Raw genomic sequence first — 24,582 nt, 5'->3', positions numbered from 1 at the left:
GCGCGGGCCCCTGGCGGGCATTCACAGCATGCGGGCGAGGACGCGCGAATTGCGGCGGGGATCCAGGGAGTTCGCCCAGGCCGCCGGTGCGGTTTGGGCACCGGCGGGTGCGAAGCCGTACCGGAGGAAGAGGTCGCCGCCGCCGGTGGTCGCGGTGAACAGGGCGTGCAGAGACTGCCCGGCCGCCCTCGCCAGCGCCGCGCGCAGTAACAGGACGCCGACCCCGCGGCCCTGCCTGCGGGGCGCGACGCAGAAGTTGTAGAGGACCCCCGCGGGCCCGCGCCCGCCGGCCGGGTCGGCGGGGTGGACGCGCAGGCCCAGACAGCCGTCCAGCGTGCCGTCGCCGGCGTCCACCACCAGGAAGTCGGCCGCGTCCGAGGCGTAGAGGGACAGCGGACGCTCCCGCAGTGCCCCGGAGCGGACGAACGGCCGGGAGAGCGCTTCGAGAGCTGCGGCGTCCCCGCGGCGCCCCGCCCGTAAAGCGGACAGGGCTGCCGGGGCGGGCGAGGTGAGGGAGATGAGGCAGGCGGACGGGGCGGTGGGGGACGTCGGTGTGCCGAGGCGCGGGGTGGTCGTGATCAAGGGGTTCCCTTCCTTCGGTCCCACCGTGCGCGGAGACGGCTCGGCCACCTGAGCACCTGGGGACACCAGATCAACTAAGGTTAGCCTGGCCTAAGTTCAGGACCAAATGGGCAGGCCGGCCGCCCATTGACGGCAACTCCGTGCGCTTTCAGGCCTGTTGGCGCCACGGCGTACGGACCGGTGGATCCATGGCCGACGGGGCCGCGTCAGTCGAAGCGGGGGCCGGCCTCTCCGCAAGGGTGGCCCGGGTAGTCGGCGCTCTCCGGCACGCCCGCCTCGCGCATGCGGCGCAGGACCTCGTCCAGGGTCGCCTCGTCGTCGATGAACACGGGGCAGTTCGTCTGCCGGTCGAAGACCATCGTCTCGGCCGGTACGGTCCAGATGACCCAACGGTGCGGGTGCGGGCGCGCCGCCCACAGGTGGGCGTACCGCTCTACGCCGTCCGTCCGGGCGCTCACAGCGCGGCTTCCTTGGGCGCGCGGCCGTCGACGAACGTCGCCACCACCTCGATGTCGCCGATCCGCGACGTCTCGACGCGCCCCGGGTCGTCTCCCAGCACGACCAGGTCGGCGCGCTTGCCCGGAGCGAGACTGCCCGCGCTGTCGTCCCAGTCGCAGGCGTAGGCGCCGCCGACGGTGTACGAGCGCAGGGCCTCGTCGACGGTGATGCCCTCGTCCGGGCCGATCACCCGGCCCGACGCGGAGGCGCGCTCGACCATGAACTGCACGGCGCGCAGCGGCGAGCCCTCCGTGACCGGCCTGTCGGAGCTGCCCACCAGCGTGATGCCGTGATCGAGGAAGCCCTTGCCGCGATAGAGCCACGGCGCCCTCTCGTCGCCCATGATCGTCGAGTAGTCGTCGCCGAAGTAGCGCAGGAAGCTCGGCTGGACGACGGCGCTCACGCCGAGCCGGGCGAAGCGCGGCAGCTGGTCGGGCCGGATCAGTCCGGCGTGCTCGATGCGGTGGCGTGCGGCCGGGCGCGGCCGCAGGCGCTGAGCGCGTTCCAGCGCGTCCAGCGCCAGATCGGCGGCGCGGTCGCCGATGGCGTGGATGGCGAGCTGCCAGCCGGCGAGATGGCCGTCCACGATGGTGTCGGCGAGCACGTCCGGGTCGTCCTGCAGCTGACCGGCGTGGTCGAGGCCGAGGTACGGGGCGCTGAGCGCGGCGGTACGGGCCATCATGCCGCCGTCGGTGTAGATCTTGAGCGCGCCCACGGAGAGCCAGTCGTCGCCGAATCCGGTGCGCAGACCGAGGTCGAGGGCGCGTGGAATGCCGTCGGCCTCGTGCGAGGCAACCGGGTGCAGGTTGTTCGCGGCCACCATGAGCTGCACCCGCAGGGGCAGCCGGCCCTGGTCCCGCAGGAGTTGGTACGCCCCGAGCTCGACCGGGCTGTGGCCGAGTAGGCCGCTGCCGATGCCCGCCTCGGCGCAGGCGGTGACGCCTTCGCCCAGACAGGTCCGGGCGGCGTGCGCGATCGCGTCGGCGAGCTCCTCCTGGGAGTACGGCGGGCGCAGCGCCCGTGCGGCGATCATGGCGCCCTCGGCGAGGAAGCCGTTCTCGTGCGGGATGCCGGCGGGAAGCTCGTCCAGGACGGCGCTGTTGACCACGGCGCCGTGTCCGGAGTCGTGCATCAGGAACACCTTGCGTCCCCGGCTGACGCCGTCCAGTTCGGCGGCGGTCAGATGCCGTCCCAGTGACCGCTGGTCGTACCCGCCGATGTCCACCCAGGCGCCGGGCGAATCCTTCCCGGCGACGGCCGCCGCCACGACCGCGAGCACGTCCTCGACGCGGGCGCACGGTGCCACGTCCGGCGTGCCGGCCTTGAGCCCGGCCCAGGCCAGGTGGACGTGGCTGTCGATGAATCCGGGCAGCACGGTGGCGCCCTGGAGGTCGATGACATCGCGTGCGGGAAGGGAGGTCACGGCCTCGTCCAGGCCCACGATCCGGCCGTGCCAGATGCCCAGGTCGTGAGCGACGGGGTGGTCCGGGTCCATGGTGAGGATGTGCGCGTTCGTCAGCCTCGTGCAGAGCATCACGGTCGGATCCGTCCTAGCTGGTTTCGGCCATCACGGCGTCGGTGGCGCAGGCTTCGCGCCGGCCGTCCTCGGGCGTGTGCCGCCTGGGCGCGGCCGGCACCATGAGCGGCGTACCCGTCTCCGGGTCGTCGATGATCCGGCAGGGCAGCCCGAACACGTCCTCGACCAGCTCGGCGGTCATGACCGTCGCCGGGTCGCCCTCGGCCGCGACCGTGCCGCCGGGACGCATCACGATGAGGTGGGTGGCGTAGCGGCACGCCTGGTTGAGGTCGTGCAGGACCGCCACGACGGTGTGCCCCTTGCGGGCGTGCAACTCGGCGCACAGGTCCAGCACTTCGACCTGGTGGGCGATGTCCAGGAACGTGGTGGGTTCGTCCAGCAGCAGGATGGAGGTCTGCTGCGCGAGCACCATGGAGAGCCAGACGCGCTGGCGCTGGCCGCCGGAGAGGTCGTCGACGGGACGGTCGGCGAGTTCCAGTACGCCGGTCTGCCGCATCGCCTCGGTGACGGCCGCCTCGTCCTCCGCGGACCACTGCTTCAGCATCCGCTGGTGCGGATAGCGGCCCCGGGCCACGAGGTCGCCGGCCGTGATGCCGCCGGGCGCGGTCGAGGACTGCGGCAGCAGCCCCAGCCGGCGGGCGACTTCGCGCGAACGGTACGACGAGATGGCCGCGCCGTCGAGATAGACCTGCCCGGCCCGGGGTTTGAGCATTCGCGCGAGCGCCTTGAGGAGCGTGGACTTGCCGCAGGCGTTCGGCCCGATGATCACGGTGAAGGAGCGGTCGGGGATGTCGACGCCGAGGGAGGTCGCCACCGTCCGCTGGTCGTACGACAGCGTCAGGTCCTCGGCGCGCAGGCGGGGGGCCGGGCAGGCGGCGCCGGCCGGCCCCGTCGTCCCGGTCGTGCCGGTCGTCTCGGTCGTTCCAGTCATGCGCGGCTCTTTCGCGACTCGGTGACAAGCAGCCAGATGAGGTACAGCCCGCCGATGGTGCCGGTCGCGGTGCCGACCGGGAGGAGGGCGGGGGAGAAGACGCGCTGCGCCGCGAGGTCGCTCGCGGCCAGCAGCAGCGCGCCCATGAGTGCGGCGGGAGCCAGCGCGGGACCCGACGACCGGGTCAGCCTCCGGGCGAGCTGGGGCGCGGCCAGGGCGATGAACCAGATGGGGCCGGCCACCGCCGTGGCGAACGCGGCGAGCGCGACACTGACCAGGAGCAGCGCCGTGCGGGTGCGCGCCACGTTGACGCCGAGCGCCATGGCCGTGGTGTCGCCCATCTCCACCATGGAGAGCCGGCGGGAGAGGAAGAAGGCGAGCGGCAGCAGGACCGCGACCGCGATGCCGATGGCGTTCGCGTGCTGCCAGCCCCGGTTGCTCAGGCTTCCGATGAGCCATGCCTGGGCCTCCAGGGCCTCCTGCCAGGTCGCCCGCGTGATCAGGTAGGAGTTGACGGCCAGCAGCAGAGCACTCACGCCGATACCGACGACGACCAGCCGGAAGCCCTGCAGCCCCCGGCCGAGCATGAGGAGGTAGACGGCGGCGGCGGTGGCGAGGCCGCCGATCAGCGCGCCCAGCGCGATCTGGGTCATGCTGCCGTGCAGCACGATGATGACCACGAGCGCCCCGACGGCCGAGCCGTTGGTGAACCCGATGATGTCCGGGCTGCCGAGGGAGTTGCCGGTCAGGCTCTGCAGGACGGCCCCGCTGACCGCGAGGGCCGCGCCCACGCACAGCCCGGTCAGCAGACGGGGCATGCGCAGGGTGTTGACGATGAAGTCGGCCGCGCCCGATCCGGTGCCCGTCAGGGCCCCCAGCACTTCGCCGACGGTCAGTGGGAAGTCGCCGGTGGTGAGCGTGACGCCCATGACGACGGTGAGCGCCAACAGCATCACCGCCGTCACGGCCAGGGTGCGTCCCTGAACACGCAGGGACCACCCCCCGGTTCCGACGCGCAGGACCAGGCCGCTGACGACGCGCGGCCGTACGGCGGCCGTCCCGTCGGCGTCCGGGGACTTCTGGGCGGGGGAGGAGCCCGCCTCCCGTACGGCACTCACAGCATGACCAGCTTTCGACGACGGCACAGCGCGATGAACAGCGGCGCACCGAGGAACGCGGTGATGATGCCGACCTGGACCTCGCCCGGCGCGCCGAGCACCCGCCCGAGGACGTCCGCCCCGATGAGCAGGACCGGTGCGAGCAGCGTCGAGTAGGCCAGAACCCACCGCTGGTCGGGGCCGGCGACGAACCGGGCGACGTGCGGTACGGCGAGCCCGACGAAGCCGATCGGCCCCGCCGCGGCGGTGGCGGCGCCGCACAGCAGCATGACGGCGACGGCGCCCAGCGCCCGGGTCCGGCCGACGTTCAGTCCCAGGGCGCGGCCCACCTGGTCGCCCAGCGCGAGGGCGTTGAGCGACGGGGCGAGTCCCAGGGCGATCACGAGCCCCACGGCGACGAACGGCAGGATGACGTACACGACGTCGAGGTAGCGGCCGGCGAGGGAGCCCACGGTCCAGAAGCGGAACTGGTCGAACGCCCGCGGATCGAGCAGCAGGACCGCAGAGTTGAAGGCGTACAGCACCGCGGTGACCGCCGCGCCGGCGACGACGAGCCGGTCGGGCGTCGCCAGGTTGCGGCCCGAGGAGCCCAGCAGGTAGACGATCACCGAGGTGACGGCCGCGCCGAGGAAGGCGAACCACACGTAGCCGAGGACCGAGCCCACTCCGAGGAACGCGATGGCCACCACCACTCCGGCGGAGGCGCCCAGGCTGATGCCGAGCAGTCCCGGGTCGGCGAGCGGATTGCGCGTCAGGGCCTGCATCACCGCGCCGGACAGGCCGAGGGCCATGCCGACGAGAAGCCCGACGAGGGTCCTCGGGATGCGGTAGTCGTGGATGATGACCGAGGTCTCGGACCCGTCGGGACTCCACAGCACACTCACGATCGAGGTGAACGGGATTCCCCTCGTGCCCACCCACACACTGAGCAGTCCGACCAGGACCAGGGCGCCGAGCACCAGCAGCAGGCCCAGCCCCCGGAGGGTCGACACCGTCCGGCCCGTCCGGGGGGTGACCGGAGCGGCGGCCCGGTCTGCGGGCACCGCCTGGGCTTCGACCGACAACGACAGCTCCCCCCGGCGGCGATTCCGACGTACCGCACGACATCAGTGCATGGACGGCTGTAAGACTTAGGTGAGGCTAACCGAACATGTATAACTGGTCAACGCGCAGGCGGAGTAGGCGAGATGGGCCATCCGGGGTGTCAGGATGGGGACAGGGGCACGCGTCCTGGTTAGAGTAGCCTTACCTAACCATTTGATGCCCTGGAGGGGCCGCATGCCAGCTGGAGGACCAACCGGGGGGCACGTCCTCCGCGAAGCGATCAGAGGACAGCGCCGCCGGGTCGTCGCGGCGTCCCTGCTCGGCATGACCCACCAGGGCTGTGAGGCTCTGGTGCCCGTGGTCATCGGTGTCACCATCGACTCGGCGGTGGCCACCGGTTCCTCCGAAGCCCTGCTGCGGTGGCTCCTGGTGCTCGCCGCCCTCTTCCTCGTATTGTCCACGTGCTACCGGACCAGCGCCCGGATCACCGAGGGCGCGGGCGAACATGCCGCGCACCGGCTCCGGCTGGAACTCGGCGCCCGGGTGCTCGACCCGCGCGGCGGCGCCGACGCGGGCCGGCTGCCGGGCGCGCTGACCAGTATCGCCACCAACGACGCCCGCCGGGTGGGCTCGGTGGCGACCGTCCTGACGTACGGCGTCGCGGCGATCGCCGCCCTGGTCATCAGCTCGGTGGCGCTGCTCAGGATCTCCGTCCCGCTCGGACTCCTCGTCCTGCTCGGCATTCCGCCGCTGCTGTGGCTCGGACACCGCATCAGCCAACCGCTCGAACGACGCAGCGAGACGGAGCAGGAGCGCGCCGCGCACGCCTCCGGCGTCGCCGCCGACCTGGTCGCCGGCCTGCGCGTGCTCAAGGGCATGGGCGCCGAGTCGGCCGCCGTGTCCCGCTACCGCACCACCAGCCAGGACTCGCTCGCCGCGGCCCTGCGGGCGGCCCGCAGCCGGGCCGGCCACGAGGGCGCGGTCCTCGCCCTGACCGGTGTCTTCATCGCGGTCATCGGCATCGTGGGCGCGTACCTCGCGATGCGGGGCAGCATCAGCGTCGGCGACCTGGTGGCGGCGGTGGGACTGGCGCAGTTCCTCCTCGGCCCGTTCCAGCTGCTCACCTACGTCAACGCCGAGTTCGCCCAGGGCCGCGCCTCCGCGCGCCGCATCGCCGAGGTGCTGGCATCGCCCGCCGCCGTGGCGGGCGGACAGGAGGCACCGGCCGGCCGGGCCGCCGGGCACCTCACCCTGCGCGGGGTCTCGATGGGCACGCTGCGCGCACTGGACCTCGACATCCGCCCCGGCAGCCTGACCGGCGTCGTCGCCCGGGACCCGGCCGTCGCGAACGACCTGCTGCTCTGCCTGGCACGGGAGTCGGACCCGGACGAGGGGCAGATCGCACTCGACGGCGTACCGCTGACCGAACTGGACCCCGACGGGCTGCGCCGCTCCGTCCTGGTCGCCCACCACGACGCCGACCTGTTCGAGTCCAGCCTGCTGGACAACGTGCGGGCGGGGGCCGCCGCAACGGCCGCGGTCGACGACGCCCTCAGCGCCTCGGCGGCGGACGAGGTCGCCCGGCTGCTGCCCGACGGTGGGGACACCCTGCTCGCCGAACGCGGCCGGTCGCTGTCCGGCGGACAGCGCCAGCGCGTGGCGCTCGCCCGGGCGCTCGCCGCCGACCGGCCCGTACTGGTCCTGCACGACCCGACCACCGCCGTGGACACCGTCACCGAGTCCCGGATCGCCGCACGGCTGCGCGAGGCCCGCCGGGGCCGCACCACCGTTCTCATCACCACCAGCCCCGCCCTCCTCGCGGCGACCGACCGGGTGGTGGTCCTCGACGACGGCGCCGTGACCGCCGACGGCCGGCACGCCGAACTCGTCGCCGCCGACGCGACGTACCGGGCGGCGGTGCTCGCATGACGTCCACGCCCGAGGGCCGCGTCGCGGCCGCGGCGACGCCGACAGACACGCGAGTGACGCATAAGACGGAAGAGGCGGAAGAGGTCATGAGCGGAACCAGCACGGAGCGCGCGGACGCCGTGAACGACACCGCCGGCGCCGACACCGCCGACGACACGGCCCGCGCGGACGGCGGGGAGGGGCCGCACGGCACGGACCGGGCGGACGACACCGAGGCCACGCCGCGCACGGACGAGACGGCACACGCGGACCACAGCGACGGCACGGCGCACGCGGACGGCGCACCCCGCCCGGACGGCGCACCCCGCCCGGACGGCGCGGACCGCCCTCTCCTGCCGACCGCGACCGGCGCCGAGAGCCTGGCGGCGCTCCGCGCGATGCTGCGCGGCCACCGCCTCCTCACCGCGGTCGCCCTCACCGTCCTGGTCACCGGAACGGGAATCGGCCTGCTGACGGCCCCCCTGCTCGGGCACATCGTCGACCTGGTGGTCGAGCGGAAGGGCTCACAGGCGCTGACGGTGCCCCTGGTCCTGCTCGTCGTGGTGGCCCTGGCACGCGGCGCCGCCGCCGCGATCGGCAGCTCCCTGGTGGCCCGGCTGGGCGAGACCGTTCTGGCGTCTGTGCGCGAGCAGTTCATCGAGCGGGCGCTGCGGCTGCCGCTCGAACGCGTCGAGGCCGCCGGGTCGGGAGACCTCGTCTCGCGGGTCACCACCGACGTGTCCATGATCGCGAAGTCGGTGCGCCAGGCCCTGCCGGAGTTCGCCCGCTCCGCCCTGACCATCGTGCTGACCCTCGTCGGACTCGCCGTACTGGACTGGCGGTTCCTGCTGGCGGCACTGCTGGCCATGCCCGTCCAGGTGCTGTCCGTCCGCTGGTACCTGCGCCGGGCCGCGCCCGTGTACGCCGAGCACCGGGTCGCCACCGGCGCGCTCCAGCACCAGCTGCTCGACAGCATCGGCGGCGTGCGGACCGTACGCGCCTTCCGCCTCAACAGCGAGCACGCCGCCCTCCTGGAGGGACGGTCGGCGTCCGCCCGCGATCTGGCGCTGCGCGGCCTGCACATCGTCACCGGGTTCTTCTCCCGCCTGAACCTCGGCGAGTTCATCGGCCTGGCCGCCATGCTCGCCACCGGCTTCGTGCTGGTCGACAACGGCTCGGTGAGCATCGGCACGGCCACCGCCGCCGCGCTCTACTTCCACAGCCTCTTCAACCCCATCAACGCCACGCTGTTCCTCCTCGACGACGCCCAGTCGGCCGGCGCGAGCTTCGCCCGCCTGATCGGGGTCTCGAACCTCCCGGCCGAGCGCACGCCGCGGGGCGGCAGCGCGCCGGTGGACGGCTCGGTGAAGGTGACGGCGCTCGGCCACGCGTACGACAACGGCCGTCCCGTACTGCGGAACGTCGACCTGGAGGTGCGCAGCGGGGAGCGGGTGGCGCTGGTGGGCGCGAGCGGCGCCGGCAAGACCACCCTCGCGAAGGTCGTCGCCGGCGTGCACGAGCCGGTGAGCGGGTCGATCGCCCTGGGCGGTGTCGACGTCGGTGAGCTGGGCCCGGCCGGCGTACGGCGCGCGGTGACGCTGATCAGCCAGGAGGTCCACGTGTTCGCCGGACCGCTGGCCGAGGATCTGCGGCTGGCCCGCCCGGAGGCCGCGGACGAGGACCTGAGTGCCGCCCTGGCCCACGTGGGAGCCCTGGAGTGGGCCCAGGCCCTGCCCGACGGTCTGGCCACCGTCGTGGGGGAGGGCGGCCACCGGCTGACGGTGACCCAGGCGCAGCACCTCGCCCTGGCGCGGCTGGTCCTGGCGGACCCGCCCATCGCGATCCTGGACGAGGCCACCGCCGACGCGGGCAGCGCGGGCGCGCGCGTGCTGGAGGAGGCCGCCCTGCGGGCCCTGGAGGGGCGTACGGGCCTGATGGTCGCCCACCGGCTCCCCCAGGCGGCGACCGCCGACCGGGTCGTCGTCCTCGACGAGGGGCGGGTCGTCGAAACGGGCACCCACGACGAGCTCGTCGCCGCGGGCGGCCGGTACGCCGCGCTGTGGGCCGCGTGGTCCGACAGCCGCCGGGAGCCGGCGGACGCGGCCGCAGCCGTGGAGAACCGCACGTAGCGCGGAGAGGGGCCGCACCACCCCGCGGAGCGGCCCGGAGGAGCGTCCGGGCGGCGGGATCCGGCGCGCGCCCTACGCGGGCGTCGGCAAGCCGGAGCCGCTGAAGGGCGGCCTGTCCGGCTACGGCGCACGCCGGATCGACGACGAGCACCGGCTCGTCCGCCGGGTGGACGACAAGGAAGCGACAAGGAAGCCAAGATCCTCAAGGCCCGCTCCCGCTCCTGAGCACGACGCCGCCGCCCCGGGAGGGTACCCTGGGGCGGCGGCGTCGTGTCGTGGTGTCAGCCCTGCTGGGCGATCAGGCTCGCGGGCCGCAGGTCGGTCCAGTGGGACTCGACGTAGGCGAGGCACGCCTCCCGGGTGTCCTCGCCGAAGACGCTCCGCCACCCCGCCGGCACCTCGGCGAAGGACGGCCACAGCGAGTGCTGGTTCTCGTCGTTGACCAGGACCTGGAAGCGGCCCTGCGGGTCCTCGAACGGGTTGGTGCTCATGCGTTGTCACTCCTTGTGGACGGTACGGTGAACAGCTCGGAGAGCGGCTGCTGCGGACGGGCTGCCACGGTGCGCAGCAGTGCTTGGAGTTCGTCGGCCAGGCGCCGCGCCTTGGCGGTGCCGAGCACATCGGTGGCGTGGATCAGCCCGCAGTGCACCGGGCCGTCCCCACGCGGCTCGTAGAAGCTGAGCGTCAGCTCCGCCCGCGCCGAGCCGGTCGGTACGGCCTCGAGCGAGCCCACGCCGCCCTCCAGCTGCTCCAGATCGGCCTGCTCGTGGTGGATCACCATGACCTGCGGCCCCCGCGGAGGCAGGCCGGTCGCCCGGACGACCGCGTCGAACGGGACGTCCTGCCGGTCCAGGGCGCTCAGCGTGGTCTCCCGTACCCGGGTGAGCAGTTCCGTGAAGGTCGGGTCGCCCGCCGTGTCGGTGCGCAGCACGACCGTGTTCAGGAAGCAGCCCACCAGATCGGCGAGTCGGTCGTCGGTGCGGCCGGCGACCATGGTGCCGATGGGCAGGTCGGTGCCCGCGCCGTGGGCGGTGAGCAGGGCCGCGAGGGCCGAGTGCAGCACCATGAACATGCTGGTGCCGGTGGCCCGGGCGAGCCGGTCGATGCCGGCGTGGAGTTCCTCGTCCAGGACGAAACCGACGTGGTCGGCGGAGCGTCCGGCGGCCCCGGCGGCCGGTCGCGGGCCGTCCGCCGGAAGCGCCAGCTCCCCCGGCGCGTCCTTGAGCGCCTGCCGCCAGTACGCGAGCTGCTGCCCGCCCCGGCTGCCGGGTTCGGTGAGGTCGCCCAGGACCTCGCCGGCCCAGTGGGCGTAGTCGGCGTACGTCACCGGCAGCGGCTCCCACGCGGGCTCCCGGCCCTCCGTGCGGGCCGTGTAGGCGGTGGTGAGGTCGCGGAACAGCGGGACCACCGACCACTCGTCCACCGCGAGGTAGTGCATGGTCAGCAGCAGCGCCTGGCTGCCGTCGGGGCCGGTGAGCAGGCGCGCCCTCAGCGGCGCCTCCGTTTCCAGGTCCGGCGCCGACGCGGCGAGTTCGGCCAGACGGGCGTCGAGGTCGTCGCATGTCTCGACGACCGGCGCCGGTACCTCGGCCGGCCGCCGGAACACCGTGCCGTCGCGCTCGGTGAACGCCGTGCGCAGCGGCTCGTGACGGGTCGCCACGTCGGCGAGCGCGGTGGCGAGCGCGTCCGCGTCCAGCCGGCCCGGGGAGCGCAGCACCAGTGCGTGGTCGAACCCGGGGCTGCGGCGGTACGCCTCCCACTGCGGGCGCTGAACGGGTGCGATCACCGGAGGGCCGTCGCCGTGCCGGGCGGGTCGCAGCGCGGGACGGGCCGCGGCCGCGCCCTCCAGCTTGCCCGCGATGCCGGCGACGGTCAGGGCGTCGAAGACGTCCCTGATGCTCAGCTCGACCCCGAACTCGGCGCGGATCCGGCCCAGCAGCCGCATCGACGCCATGGAGTGGCCGCCGAGCGCGAAGAAGTTGTCGTGGACGCCGACCTTGTCCAGTTTGAGGATCTCGCAGAACAGGTCCGCGAGGCGCGCCTGCGTCGGCGTCGCCGGGCTCGCGTCGCCGGTCATAGCCGACCAGTCCGGCGTGGGCAGGGCCTTGCGGTCCAGCTTGCCGTTGGGCGTGAGCGGCAGCGGCCCGTCCAGGGGCACCACGAGCGCCGGGACCATGTACTCGGGCAGCAGCCCGGCCACATGGGCCCGCAGCTCCCGCGGGTCGAGTCCCCCGGCCTCGGGCACCGCGTAACCGATCAGGCGGACGATGTCGCCGTCGCGGTCGGGCAGCACGGCGGCCTGCGCGACCGACGGGTGGCCGGCGAGCGCCGCCTCGATCTCACCCAGCTCGATGCGGAAGCCCCGCACCTTGACCTGGGTGTCGACCCGGCCGAGGAAGTCGAGGTTGCCGTCCGTCCGCCAGCGGGCGCGGTCGCCGGTGCGGTACATGCGGCCGCCCGGCGCGCCGAACGGGTCGGCGACGAACCGCTCCGACGTCAGCCCCGCCCTGCCGAGGTAGCCGCGCGCGAGACCGCGCCCGGCGACGTACAGCTCGCCCACCACACCGGGCGGGACCGGCCGCAGGTGCTCGTCCAGGACGTAGCAGCGGGTGTTGGGGTCGGGGCGCCCGATCGGCACCCGGCCGGACGGGCGGCCGCCGTACTCGCGGCCCGGCCACAGCGTCGAGTTGACCGTCGCCTCGGTGAGCCCGTACGCGCAGATCAGGTGGGCGGTGGCGCCGAACCGCTCGAACAGGTCCGGCGGCACGGTCTCGGTGCCGACCAGGACGGTCGACCCCTCGGGCAGTGCACAGCCCGGCGGCAGCGCCGACACCAGGGACGGCGGCAGGATCATGTGGGTGACCCGCTGGTCCGCGAGGAAGTCGGTGAGCGCGGGACCGGCGACCCTCGCCTCGTCGGAGACGAGGACGAGCCGCCCGCCGTGGCACAGCGCCATCGACAGCTCGAAGACGAACACGTCGAAGCCGATCGACGCGAACTGGAGCACCCGGCTGTCGGCCTCCAGGCCCATCCGGTCCACCGCGGTGGCGACGAGGCTGGAGACGCCCTCGTGCGGTACGACGACGCCCTTGGGGCGGCCGGTCGAACCGGAGGTGTAGATGACGTACGCCGCCTGGTCCAGGCCGACGGGCCCGCCGTCGACCGGCGCGCCGGACAGCGCGTCCAGCTCGGCGGACGTGTCCGGGGCGTCCAGCAGCACCACGGGTACGCCCGCCGCGTCGGGGATCTTCCCCGCGACCGGTTCGGTGCCGATCACGAGAGCGGCCCCCGAGTCCTCGATCATGTACGTGAGCCGGTCGCCGGGGTGGACGAGGTCGAGCGGCAGGAACGCGGCGCCGAGCTTCAGCGCGGCGAGCACCGCGGCGACCATGTCCACGGACCGGGGCACCGCCACGCCGACCACGCTCTCGGCCCCCACGCCGCGCGCGGCCAGCAGCCGGGCGATGCGGTTGGCCCGGTCGTCGAGCTGCGCGTAGGTCACCGAGCGGGAACGCTCGACGACGGCGACCGCGTCGGGCCGCTCCGCCAGCCGCTGGGCGAACAGCGCGGGCAGGGACGCCTCGTCGACCTCGCGCGGGGCGGCGTTGAAGCCCTCAAGGACCAGCTCCTGCTCGTCGGCGGTCAGAATCTCCGCCTGCGAGACCGGGGCTTCGGGCGCGGCGACGAGTGCCGCGACCAGCCGGCGCAGCCGGTCGCCGAGCCGCTCGGCGGTCTCCTGGTCGAACAGCTCGGTGGCGAACTCCAGACGGCAGCTCAGCGAGCCGGAGCCGTCGGCCGAGGTGTGCTCCGTGAAGCTGAACACCAGGTCGAACTTGGCCGAGCGGACGCGGAACGGCACGTACTCCAGCCGCAGGCCGGGCAGTTCCAGCGCGTCGCCGGTGCGGGCGTGGTAGCCGACCATCACCTGGAACAGCGGGTTGCGCGAGAGGGAGCGCGTCGGGTTGAGCTGCTCCACCACCGCCTCGAACGGCACGTCGGCGTGGGAGAACGCCGCCAGGTCGGTCTCGCGGACCCGGGCGAGCAGTTCGGTGAAGCCGGGGTCGCCGCTGACGTCGGTGCGGAGCACCAGCGTGTTGACGAAGAAGCCGACGAGCTCGTCCAGCGCCTCGTCGCTCCGCCCGGCGATGGGCGAGCCGAGGGGGATGTCCGTGCCGGCGCCCATCCGGTGCAGCAGAGCGGCCACGGCCGCGTGCACCACCATGAACATGCTGGCGCCGGTCTCCCGCGCGAGGCGCTTCAGCCCCTCGTGGACCGTGGCGTCGAAGTCGATGTCGAGCTCGGCGCCCGAGAACGCGGGGCGCGCCGGCCTGGGCCGGTCGGTGGGCAGTTCCAGTTCCTCCGGGGCCCCCGCCAGCGTCGTACGCCAGTACTCCAGCTGTCGGGCGGCCAGGCTGTTCCCGTCGGCGGGGTCGCCCAGCAGCCGTTGCTGCCACAGGGCGTAGTCGGCGTACTGAACGGGCAGCGGCTCCCAGTCGGGGGCGGCGCCGTCGAGGCGTGCGGCGTAGGCGGTGGCCAGGTCGCGCAGGAACGGCCGGTCCGACCATTCGTCGGTGGTGATGTGGTGCAGCAGCAGTACGACGACGTGGTCCTCGGGTGCCAGCTCCACGATCGTCGCGCGGACGGGAAGCTCGGCGGCGAGGTCGAACGGCCGGTTGATCGCCGCGTCGACGATGCCGGGCACCTCGCCCTCCGCCGCCCGCAGGCGCTCCACCACGGGGTGCGCCTGCCCGGCGGGCAGGACGCGCTGGAACGTCCGGCCGTCCGGAGCCGTGAAGAAGAGCGTGCGTAGCGCCTCATGACGTCCCGTCACATCGGCCAGCGCGCGGGACCAGGCTTCAACGTCGAGGGCGCCGCGCAGCCGCATGACCAGCGGGAAGTTGTACGCCGCCGACGTGCACTCGATCTGCTGGACGACCCACAGCCGCTGCTGGGCGTGGGACAGCGGCAGCTCTTCGGGCCGCTCGCCGGCCGTCAGCGCCGGGCGTGCGGCGCCGTCCGCACGGGCGGCGCGCTCCACCAGCTCGGCGACGGTGGGCGCCTCGAACAGGTCCCGGATCGCCAGTTCCGCCTCGAGCGCGGTACGGGCCCGGCTGATCAGCCGGGTGGCCAGCAGGGAGTGGCCGCCCAGCTCGAAGAAGTCGCCGTCGATGCCCACGCTGCCCGCGGGCAGCCCGAGCACCTCGGCGAAGAGCGCGCACAGCGTCTCCTCGCTGGGTGTGCGGGGCGCGCGGCTCGGACCCGTACCGCCGAAGTCCGGGGCGGGCAGGGCGCGTACGTCCAGCTTGCCGTTGACGGTCAGCGGCAGCGTGTCCACGGGGACGAGCGCGGAGGGGACCATGTAGTCGGGCAGACCGGTCTTCAGGTGGTCGCGCAGCCGCTGGAGCAGGTCGTCGTCCGCCGTGCGGCCGTCCTCCGGCGCGAAGTAGCCGACCAGACGCCTGGTCCCGGTGCTCTCGTTCACGACGACCGCCGCGTGGGCGACCTCGGGGTGCGCGGACAGCGCAGTGGAGATCTCCCCCAGCTCGATGCGGTAGCCGCGGATCTTGACCTGGTCGTCGGTGCGGCCGAGGAAGTCCAGCAGCCCGTCGGGCCGCTGCCGTACGAGGTCGCCGGTGCGGTACATCCGCTCGCCGGGCGCGCCGAAGGGGTCCGCCACGAACCGCTCGGCCGTCAGGCCGGGCCGGTCGTGGTAACCGCGGGCCAGGCCGGTGCCGGCGATGTAGAGCTCGCCGGGGCAGCCCGGCGGGACCGGCCGCAGCATCGTGTCGAGCACGTGGGCGCGGGTGTTGCGGATCGGCATGCCGACCGTGGGGGTCGTGCTGTCGGTGGTGGACCCGCCGAGCGTGTTGATCGTGTACTCGGTCGGCCCGTACAGGTTGTAGCCGTACGTCCCCTCGGTGCGGCGCAGCTTCGTCCACACCGTGTCGGACACGGCCTCGCCGCCGAGCAGGACGAGGGCGGGCCGGTGCTTGCCGGCCGTCCCGCCGGTGGCCTCCTCCTGGTCGAGCAGGCCCTCCTCGATGAGCAACTGGGCGTACGTGGGCGTCACGTTGACCACGTCGACGCGGTGCAGGTCGCAGTACGCGACCAGCGCCTCGGCGTCGCGGCGCAGCTCCTCGTCGCAGACGTGCACCTCGTGGCCCTCGACGAGCCAGAGCAGCTCCTCCCAGGACATGTCGAAGGCGAAGGACACGGTGTGCGCGATGCGCAGCCGCCGTCCGCCGGCCGAGGCGATGGCCGGGTCGAAGATCTCCTTCTGGTGGTTGAGCTGCATGTTCGTCAGCCCCCGGTACGGGGTGACCACGCCCTTGGGCCGACCGGTCGACCCGGAGGTGTAGATGACGTACGCGGGGTGCTCCAGGCGGTCCGGCACGTCGTGCGCGAACGCCGGGCGCTCGGCGTCGGTGACGACGCCTCCCGGCAGCGCTGCCAGCCCGGCGGCCACGGCGTCGTCGTCCAGGAGCAGTTCCGGCGCGACGGGTCCGTGGTCACCGCGCAGCGTCGGGGCGACGGCGGCGGTGGACACCAGGCACAGGGGCCCCGTGTCCTCCACCATCAGCCGCAGCCGGTCGGCGGGATGGTCGAGATCGAGCGGCAGGTAGGCGGCGCCGGTCCTCAGCACGGCGAACAGCGCGGCCACCATGTCGATGGAGCGCGGCAGGGCGAGCGCCACGACCTTCTCCGGGCCCGCGCCCCGGGCGAGCAGCAGCCGGGCGAGCCGGTTGATGCGGTCGTCCAGCTCGGCGTACGTCAGGGCCCGCTCGCCGAAGACCAGCGCCACCGCGTCCGGAGTGCGGGCGACCTGGGCCGTCAGCATGTCGGCGACGGTCTCGTTCGGCACCGGCTCCCGGCCGGACCGCCGGTCGCGGGCCAGCGCGGCGCGCTCGCGGGGCAGCAGCAGATCCACGCCGACGGTTCGGGCGGAGCCGGCGGCGGCGCCCGTGAGGGCTTCCGACAGCCGGTCCAGCACGGTGGTGAACCGGTCGAGAACGGTGGTCGCGTACTCGGTGTCGAACAGGTCCGGCCTGGCCGCGAGGGTCACGCGCAGGCAGGTCTCGGGTGTGACGATCAGAGTGAGCGGGAAATGGGTGCCGTCCACGTTGGACACGTCGGTGATGCCGTGCCGCTGCCGCAGCTCGGCGGCGCGGTCCTCACCGTCGGCCGAGCGGAGCACGAACAGCGTGTCGAACAGGCGGCGGTGCCCGGTCTCCTGCTGGAGGGTCCCCAGACCCACGTACTCGTACGGCATGACGGCGGCGCGCTCGGACTGCATCCGCCGCAGCAGGTCGAGCAGGGGCTCGTCCGGGGTGAAGGCGACCCGGGCCGGGACGGTGTTGAGGAACATTCCGATGATGCCGGCCACGTTCGGCACGTCCGCCGGCCGTCCGGCGACCGCGGTGCCGAAGGCGACGTCGGCGCGGCCCGTCATCGCCGAGAGCACCAGCCCCCACGCCGCGTTGAGCACGGTGTTCAGGGTGAGCCCGTGCCGCCGGGCGAGGGCGCGCAGCCGGTCGCTGGTCTCCCGGGTCAGCACGGCGTCGAAGTCGACCGGGATCACCGGGTCCCCGTCGCGCCCGGCCGGTGCGAGGAGGGTCGGCTCGTCGAAGCCGGCGAGCGCCCGGCGCCAGGCGCCGAGGGCGGCCGCCGTGTCCTGCTCGTCCAGCCAGGCCAGGTAGTCGCGGTACGAACCGGGGGCCGGCAGGCCGGTGGCGTCGCCGGCCCGCTCGTACAGCGTGAAGAGCTCCTCCAGGAACAGCCACGCGGACCAGCCGTCCCACAGGATCAGGTGGTGCGTAACGACGAGCCGGTCCCGGCCGTCGCCGAGCCGGATCAGCAGCAGCCGGCACAGCGGAGCCGAGGACAGGTCGAAGCGCTGCCGCCGGTCGGCCGCGAGCAGCTCCTGTGCACGGGAGCGCTGTTCGTCGGCGGGGAGGCCGGAGAGGTCCGCCTCGACGAGCGGGATCTCGGCCCCGTCGACGATGAACTGGACCGTGCGGGGCAGCCCGTCGCTGGTGAACCCCGCCCGCAGGCTGGTGTTGCGCTCCAGCAGCGTCCGGCAGGCGGCGCGCAGCCGGCCGGTGTCGACCCGGTGGCCGAAGTCCAGGGTCTCCTGCGAGAGGTAGACGTCGAGTGCCTCGCCCGCGTCGTAGGTGGCGTGGAAGTACATGCCCTCCTGGAGGGGGGAGAGCGGCCAGATGTCCGCCACCGGGAGCCCGGCGACCGCTTCGACGCGGGCCTTCTCCTGCGGCGAGAGCTCCAGCCCGCCCAACGGGGCGGGTGCCGGGGCCACCTGCGGTGCGCCCGCGGCGGTCAGCTGCTCCAGCAGAGCCCGCAGCGCGGGGTCGACGGCCGCACCGGCGCCGTCCTGCCGCGCCAGCACGGCCTGGAGGGCGGCGGCGGCCTGGCCGGCGTCGGTGGCGGAGACGGTGACACCGGCGGCCCGCGCCGGCGCTTCGGGGGCCGACGGGCCGGCCGGGGCGGACCCGGAGGCGGCGTTCGCGGCCGCGACGGCGAGCGCGGCCGGGGTGCGGCACTCGAACACGTCGCGCGGGCTGAGCGTCAGTCCGCGCTCCCGGGCCCGGGTCGCGACGGCGATCGAGGAGAGGCTGTCGCCGCCGAGGACGAAGAAGTCGTCGTCGGCGCCGATTCCCGCCACACCCAGTACGTCGGTGAAGACCTCGCACAGGGTGCTCTCGCGCGCGTCGCGGGGCGGGCGTCCGCCCGCCCGGGGCGCGATCCCGGGAGACGGCAGGGCGTTCTGGTCGAGCTTGCCGCTGGGCGTCAGCGGCAGTTCGGCGAGAGCCACGACGGCGCCCGGCACCATGGTCGCGGGCAGCGCCCCGGCGAGCGCGGCGTGCAGGGCGCCGGTGTCCAGGACGGCGCCGGGGGCGGGCACGGCGTAACCGACCAGGGCGCCGTCGCGCACGATCACGGCGGCGCGGGCGACGCCCGGCAGCCCCGCCAGGGCGGCCTCGATCTCGCCCGGCTCGACGCGGTTGCCGCGGATCTTGACCTGGCGGTCCGTGCGGCCGAGGTACTCGACGGCTCCGTCGGCGCGGCGTTGTACCAGGTCGCCCGTGCGGTACATGCGCGTGCCCGGCGCGCCGAACGGGTCGGCGACGAAGCGTTCGGCGGTCAGCCCGGGACGGTCGTGGTAGGCGCGGGCCAGCTGCACTCCGGCGAGATACAGCTCGCCGGGCACCCCGTCGGGCACCGGGCGCAGGAAGGCGTCGAGCACGTACAGGCGGGTGTTCCACACCGGCCGGCCGATGGGGACGGTGAGCTCGGCGCCGCCCTCGTAGGGGAAGTACGTCACGTCCACGGCCGCTTCGGTGGGGCCGTAGAGGTTGTGCAGGGGTACGGGTCCGCGCCCCGCACGGGACGTCAGCTCCGCCCAGCGCCGCGCGTCCGGGCCGGTCAGCGCCTCGCCGCTGCAGTACACCCGCCGCAGGCTCGCCGCCCAGTCGGGGGCGGTGGGCCCGCTCTCCACGACCTGGGTGAAAGCGGCCAGCATCGACGGCACGAAGTGCAGGGTGGTGATCCGCTCGGCGCGGATCAGCCCGGCCAGGTAGGCCGGGTCGCGGTGGCCTTCCGGCCGGGCCAGGACGACGGTCGCGCCCTCGACCAGGGGCCAGAAGAACTCCCAGACGGACACGTCGAAGCTGGAGGGCGTCTTCTGGAGCACCCGGTCGTCCGCGCCGAGACCGTACTGCGCCTGCATCCAGGCCAGCCGGTTGACGACGGCCCGGTGCGTGACGGCGACACCCTTGGGGCGCCCGGTGGAGCCGGAGGTGTAGATGAGGTAGGCGGGGTGGTCGGGACCGGCCGCCTGCGCCGGCGCGTCGGACACGGCTGCGCTCCGGACGTCCTGGCCGTCCGGCAAGTCCCGGTCCACGACGAGATGCTCCAGACCCGGCACCGCGGGCAGCCGCCCGGCCGCGTCGGCGGTGGTCACCACGGTGCGCGCGCCCGAGTCGCCGAGCATGAACGCGACCCGGTCGGCGGGGTAGTCGAGGTCGACGGGCAGGTAGGCGGCGCCGGCCTTGAGGACGCCCAGCAGCGCGACCATCAGCTCGGCGGACCGGGGCACCGCGACCGCGACGTACCGTTCCGGGCCCGCGCCGCGCGCCCGCAGCCGCCGGGCCAGGGCCTCGGCGCGCCGGTCGAGTTCCGCGTAGGTCAGGGTGGTGTCCTCGAAGACGACGGCCGTGGCGTGCGGGGTACGGGCCGCCCGGGCGGTGAACAGGGAGGCCAGGGTGGCTTCGGGAACCGGGTGGGCGGTGGCGTTCAGCGCGGTGAGGTTCGCCTGTTCCCGGTCGGACAGCAGGCCGGTCCGGGCGACCGTGCGGCCGGGCTCGGACACCAGGGTCCGCAGCAGCGTCACGAACCGGTTGGCGAGCACGGCCACGCTCACCGGGTCGAGGCGCGCCGCGTCGTGCTTGAACCGCAGCAGCAGATCGCCGTCGCCCGGCTCGACGACGAGCGCCAGGGGGTAGTGCACGGCGTCGAACACCTCGGCGCCGGTGACGCGCAGCGCTCCCGGCTCCGGGGACCCGGCCGGCTCCCCGGCCGGGTAGTTCTCGAACACGACGAGCGTGTCGAAGAGTTCCCCGCCGCCCGCGATCCGCTGGATGTCGGCGAGGCCGAGGTGCTGGTGGTCCAGCAGCGCGGTGTGCTCGTCCTGTACGCGTCGCAGCAGATCGGCCAGCGACTCGTCGGCGCGCAGGCTCACCCGGGCCGGGACCGTGTTGATGAACAGGCCCACGGCGGAGTCCAGGCCCGCGACCTCCGTCGTGCGGCCGGACACGGTGGTGCCGAAGACGACGTCCTGGCTGCCGGTGAGCGTGCCCAGCAGCAGACCCCAGACGCCGTGGACGACGGTGCTCAGGGTGAGCCCGTGGATCCGCGCGCAGGCGGTCAGCGCGGCGGCGAACTCCGCGGGCAGCCGGGTTTCGACGTTCTCCGGCCTGGCCGGCGCCGCGCCGTCGCTCCCGGGGGCGGCGAGGCCGCTCCCGGCGCCGAGCCCGGGCAGCCGGGTCGGCCCCGGCAGACCGGCCAGGGCCTCGCGCCACACGTCCCGCGCGGCGTCCCGGTCACGGCCCGCCAGCCACGCCAGGTACGGGTGCGGATCCACCGGCTCCGGCAGCTCCTCGCCCCGGTAGGCGGCGGCCAGTTCGCGCAGCAGGACGGTGACCGACCAGCCGTCGGCGACGATGTGGTGCAGGGTGAGCAGGAGCCGGTGGCGCCGGCCGTCGCGGATCAGGGTGGCGCGCAGCAGCGGCGGTCGCGCCAGGTCGAACGGCTCGGCCCGGTCGGCGCTCAGCAGTGCGTCGAGCCCGGTCGCGGAGGCGTCGGCCTCCCGCCACGGGAGGGTGACGCGGTCGGCGAGACGCTGGACGACCTCGCCGCCGGGGAGCTGGCGGAACGACGCGCGCAGCAGGGGGTGCCGGTCCAGCAGCCGTTGCAGGGTCCGGCGCAGCCGGTCCGGTTCGACCGGGCCGGCCAGTTCGAGAAGCTCCTGGACCACGTAGAGGTCCGCCGTCCGCCCGTCGAACTCCGCGTGGAAGAAGAAGCCTTCCTGGAGCGGGGAGACCGGCAGCGCGTCCTCGTCCAGCTCCACCCGGGCCGCCGGGGCGCTCGGCGCCTCACCCGCGACCCGGGCGAGGGCCGACACGGTACGCAGCCGGAACACGTCGCGCGGGCTGATCGCCAGGCCGGCCTCGCGGGCGCGGTTCACCAGCTGGATGGCGACGATGCTGTCGCCGCCCAGCTCGAAGAAGCTGTCGTGGACGCCCACCGACGGCAGACCGAGGACGTGCGCGAAGAGCTCGGCGAGCGCGGTCTCGGCCGGGGTGGTGGGGGCGTCGGCGCCGCTCAGGGCCGTCCAGCGGGGCTCGGGCAGGGAGCGGCCGTCGAGCTTGCCGTTGGGCGTCAGCGGAAGGGGCCCGTCGAGGACGACGACGGCGGACGGAACCATGTGGTCCGGCAGGGTGTCCGCCACCCGGGCCCGCGCCTCGGCCGCGGCGGCGTCCGTGTCCCTGCCGCCGTCACCGACCAGGTAGGCGACCAGGCGCTTGACGCCCCGGTGGTCGTCACGGACGAGGACGGCGGCCTGTGCGATGCCGGGGCACGCCATCAGCGCGCTCTCGATCTCGCCCGGCTCGATGCGGTGACCGCGGATCTTGACCTGGCCGTCGGCGCGTCCCAGGAACTCCAGGTTCCCGTCGGCGCCCCAGCGGACCCGGTCGCCGGTGCGGTACATCCGGGCGCCGGGCTCACCGTACGGGTCGGCGACGAACCGCTCCGACGTCAGTCCGGGGCGTCCCAGATAACCGCGGGCGAGGCCGCGCCCGGCGACGTACAGCTCGCCCTCGATCCCCACGGGGACCGGGCGCAGCGCCGCGTCGAGCACGTAGGCCCGGGTGTTCGGGTCGGGCCGGCCGATGGGCGTGGGGCCCGGCCGGCCGGACCGGGCAGGCCACAGCGTGGAGTTGACGCTCGCCTCGGTGAGGCCGTACGCGACGACGACCTGGAGCCGCCCGGACCAGCGGGCGATCAGTTCGCCCGGCACGGCTTCGGTGCCGACCACGAGGACGGCGCCCTCGGGCAGTTCGCACTCCTGCGGCAGCGCCGAGACGAGCGACGGCGGCAGGATCATGTGGGTGGCGCCGTGCCGCGCGATGTACTCGGTCAGGGCGGGGCCGGCGACGCGCCGCTCGGCGGGCACGACGATGATCCGGCCGCCCACGCACAGCGACATGATCAGGTCCCAGACCGTCACGTCGAAGCCGACGGAGGCGAACTGCACGACGCGGCTGGTGGCGTCGACGCCGATCCGGTCGGTCGCGGTGGCGACGAGGCTGCCGACGCCGTCGTGCGGGACGACGACGCCCTTGGGGCGGCCCGTCGAGCCGGAGGTGTAGATGACGTACGCGGCCTGGTCCAGTGCGACCGGGACACCCGGATCGGTGTCGTCGAGGGCGGCGAGGGCGCCGGCGGTGGCCGGGTCGTCGAGCAGGACGTGCGAGACGTCCGTGGCCCGCGGGAGTTCACCCGCGAGCTCCCCCACGGTGATCACTGTGCGCGCCCCGGCGTCGGACAGCATGTAGGCGGTCCGGTCCCGGGGGTGGTCGGCGTCCAGCGGCAGGTAGGCGGCGCCCGCCTTCATCACCGCGAGCAGCGACACCACGAGCTCGGGGGAGCGCGGCAGGGCCACGGCCACGACGTCCTCCGTGCGCACGCCCCGGGTCGCGAGGAGGCGGGCGAGGCGGTTGGCGGCGGCGTTCAGCTCCGTGTACGTCAGCTCGCGGTCCTCGCACACGAGCGCGACGGCCTCGGGTGAGCGGCGGACCTGCCGCTCGAAGGCGGCGGGCCAGGACAGCTCGGCCACCTCGCGCGGTGAGACGCCGAACTCGGCGAGCAGACGGGTGCGTTCGGTGGCGGAAGTGAGCTCGATGTGGCCCACGGGGCGGTCGAGGTCCTCGGTGAAGGCGTGCAGCAGGGTGAGGAAGCGGCGCTCATGATCGCGCAGCGTCTCCTCGTCGCAGACGTCGGCGTCCGCGTCGAGGTGCACGCGTACGCCGCCGCCCCGGGTCCCGGCGAAGCTGAAGGCCAGATCGCTGACCGGGCCCAGCCACACCGGGCGCAGTTCCGCCTCGTGGTCCGCGAAGTGCAGGTCGTCGCCCCGCGGGAGGATGTTGACGGTCGGCCCGACGAGCTCCGGTACGCCGTCGACGAGGCCGAGGTCCCTGGCCAGGTCCTCGGCGCGGTACCGCCCGTGGGCGACCGCCTCGGCGACCGCGTCGCGCACGTCGGCCAGGAGGGCCGCCCCGGTCGTGCCCGGGCGGACGCACACCCGCAGCGGGACGACGTTGGACACCATGCCGGGGACGTCCGCCGACACGGCGTCCGGGCGGGCCGCGACCGGCAGGCCGAGGACGAGGTCCTGCTCTCCGCCGGCCCGGTGCAGATAGGCGGCCACGGCCGCGGTCAGCAGGCGGGACGTCCGTACCCCCGCGCGCTCCGCTGCGGCGCGCAGCGACGCGTACTGCCGCGCGGACAGTTCGGTGGAACGCCGCAGGCGCCGCGTCATGAGCGACGGGGCCCGCTCGACGAGGCGTACGGGCTCGGGCCGGCCGGCCATCCGCTCCTGCCACCAGCCACGGTCCGCCTCGTAGTGCGCGGACGCGCGGTACGCCTGCTCGGCGGCGGTCAGACGGGCCGGCGACCAGTCGCGCCGCGCCGGCGCCCTCTCGCCGAGGGTGTAGAGCTCACCGGCCCGGCGGGTGACGAGGGCGACGCCCATGCCGTCGAGCACGATGTGGTGGTAGCGCTGGTACCAGCAGACCCGGTCGTCCGCGAGGAGCAGCAGCGCCTGGGCGAAGAGCGGGCCGCGGGCGAGGTCGGCCGGCCGGTCGCGGTCGGCGGCCATCCACGCGTCGGCGGCCTCTTCGGGGGCCGGAGCGTCGCGCAGGTCGACGACGGGGACGTCGAAGGACGGGGCCCCGGGCCTCTGGAGCACTCCTCCGTCACCGGGTACGACGCTCACATGCAGGCACCCGGCCTCCTCGACGGCCTGCCGGACGGAGGCGGTGAGGCGGTCGAGATCGACGTCGCCGCGCAGGTCCAGGGCGAACACGATGTTGTAGGCAGAGTTGTCCGGCTCGATCTGCTGGGCAAGCCAGATGCCGGATTGCCCGCCGGTCACGGGTATCCCGGAAGCGGAGGTCCGGTCCGACTCGACGTCAAACATCGTACGCAATGGCCTTTCCCTGGTGGTGCGTCAACGAAGGTGGTGCGTGCGTCGCGCACCGC

At 74.2% G+C, this 24,582-nt stretch carries 10 protein-coding genes and 1 pseudogene; 3 read left to right on the top strand and 8 right to left on the bottom strand.

Translation table 11 applies throughout. The annotated features are described in order from the left end of the window. Positions 1-21: 21 nt before the first annotated feature. The 6 genes from AC07FK_RS03245 to AC07FK_RS03220 all read right to left on the bottom strand — a co-directional run bounded on the left by AC07FK_RS03245 (position 22) and on the right by AC07FK_RS03220 (position 5,730). Positions 22-519, bottom strand: coding sequence for a GNAT family N-acetyltransferase (locus AC07FK_RS03245; protein WP_479102567.1), 498 nt, complete (start codon positions 517-519; stop codon positions 22-24). Positions 520-788: 269 nt separating this feature from the next. Then, positions 789-1,040 (bottom strand): hypothetical protein, encoded by a 252-nt coding sequence (locus AC07FK_RS03240; protein ID WP_479102035.1) that lies wholly within the window; start codon positions 1,038-1,040, stop codon positions 789-791. After that, complete coding sequence (locus tag AC07FK_RS03235) at positions 1,037-2,614, bottom strand: amidohydrolase (RefSeq protein ID WP_479102565.1); 1,578 nt, start codon at positions 2,612-2,614, stop codon at positions 1,037-1,039. Before AC07FK_RS03235 ends, AC07FK_RS03240 begins: the two co-directional genes overlap by 4 nt. 16 nt (positions 2,615-2,630) lie before the next feature. Further along, positions 2,631-3,548 carry an ABC transporter ATP-binding protein gene (locus tag AC07FK_RS03230; protein WP_479102033.1) on the bottom strand — a complete coding sequence of 306 codons (918 nt, stop codon included), beginning with the start codon at positions 3,546-3,548 and terminating at the stop codon, positions 2,631-2,633. Beyond that, entirely contained in the window at positions 3,545-4,666 is a 1,122-nt protein-coding gene (locus AC07FK_RS03225) for a FecCD family ABC transporter permease (RefSeq protein WP_479102031.1), read from the bottom strand. Before AC07FK_RS03225 ends, AC07FK_RS03230 begins: the two co-directional genes overlap by 4 nt. Continuing rightward, positions 4,663-5,730, bottom strand: a complete 1,068-nt coding sequence (locus tag AC07FK_RS03220; RefSeq protein ID WP_479102029.1) for a FecCD family ABC transporter permease — start codon at positions 5,728-5,730, stop codon at positions 4,663-4,665. Before AC07FK_RS03220 ends, AC07FK_RS03225 begins: the two co-directional genes overlap by 4 nt. A gap of 214 nt (positions 5,731-5,944) precedes the next feature. Here AC07FK_RS03220 and AC07FK_RS03215 point away from each other — a divergent pair, with 214 nt between their 5' ends. From AC07FK_RS03215 to AC07FK_RS03205, 3 genes and pseudogenes are all read left to right on the top strand, one after another. Beyond that, positions 5,945-7,639: an ABC transporter ATP-binding protein gene (locus tag AC07FK_RS03215; protein WP_479102027.1), complete on the top strand. Its 1,695-nt coding sequence runs from the start codon at positions 5,945-5,947 to the stop codon at positions 7,637-7,639. Positions 7,640-7,725: 86 nt separating this feature from the next. Further along, positions 7,726-9,747, top strand: coding sequence for an ABC transporter ATP-binding protein (locus AC07FK_RS03210; RefSeq protein WP_479102025.1), 2,022 nt, complete (start codon positions 7,726-7,728; stop codon positions 9,745-9,747). A gap of 58 nt (positions 9,748-9,805) precedes the next feature. Beyond that, a pseudogene (locus tag AC07FK_RS03205) lies at positions 9,806-9,928 on the top strand (Txe/YoeB family addiction module toxin); the annotation flags it as partial. Between the two features lie 100 nt (positions 9,929-10,028). Here AC07FK_RS03205 and AC07FK_RS03200 read toward each other — a convergent pair. Together AC07FK_RS03200 and AC07FK_RS03195 are read right to left on the bottom strand one after the other, a co-directional pair. Continuing rightward, positions 10,029-10,238 (bottom strand): MbtH family protein, encoded by a 210-nt coding sequence (locus AC07FK_RS03200; RefSeq protein WP_479102023.1) that lies wholly within the window; start codon positions 10,236-10,238, stop codon positions 10,029-10,031. Next, positions 10,235-24,520, bottom strand: a complete 14,286-nt coding sequence (locus AC07FK_RS03195; RefSeq protein WP_479102563.1) for an amino acid adenylation domain-containing protein — start codon at positions 24,518-24,520, stop codon at positions 10,235-10,237. The genes AC07FK_RS03200 and AC07FK_RS03195 overlap by 4 nt, the downstream gene beginning before the upstream one ends. Positions 24,521-24,582 lie beyond the last annotated feature (62 nt).

The sequence above is a fragment of the Streptomyces sp. NPDC046122 genome, assembly GCF_056429965.1.
Note: the sequence above shows the minus strand (reverse complement) of the source record. Positions and strands in the feature narration are given on the sequence as shown.

Coding starts and splice junctions, on each gene's coding strand:
- AC07FK_RS03235 (WP_479102565.1), bottom strand. CDS start 2,614: ATGCTCTGCACGAGGCTGACGAACGCGCACATCCTCACCATGGACCCG.
- AC07FK_RS03230 (WP_479102033.1), bottom strand. CDS start 3,548: ATGACTGGAACGACCGAGACGACCGGCACGACCGGGACGACGGGGCCG.
- AC07FK_RS03215 (WP_479102027.1), top strand. CDS start 5,945: ATGCCAGCTGGAGGACCAACCGGGGGGCACGTCCTCCGCGAAGCGATC.
- AC07FK_RS03210 (WP_479102025.1), top strand. CDS start 7,726: ATGAGCGGAACCAGCACGGAGCGCGCGGACGCCGTGAACGACACCGCC.
- AC07FK_RS03200 (WP_479102023.1), bottom strand. CDS start 10,238: ATGAGCACCAACCCGTTCGAGGACCCGCAGGGCCGCTTCCAGGTCCTG.
- AC07FK_RS03195 (WP_479102563.1), bottom strand. CDS start 24,520: ATGTTTGACGTCGAGTCGGACCGGACCTCCGCTTCCGGGATACCCGTG.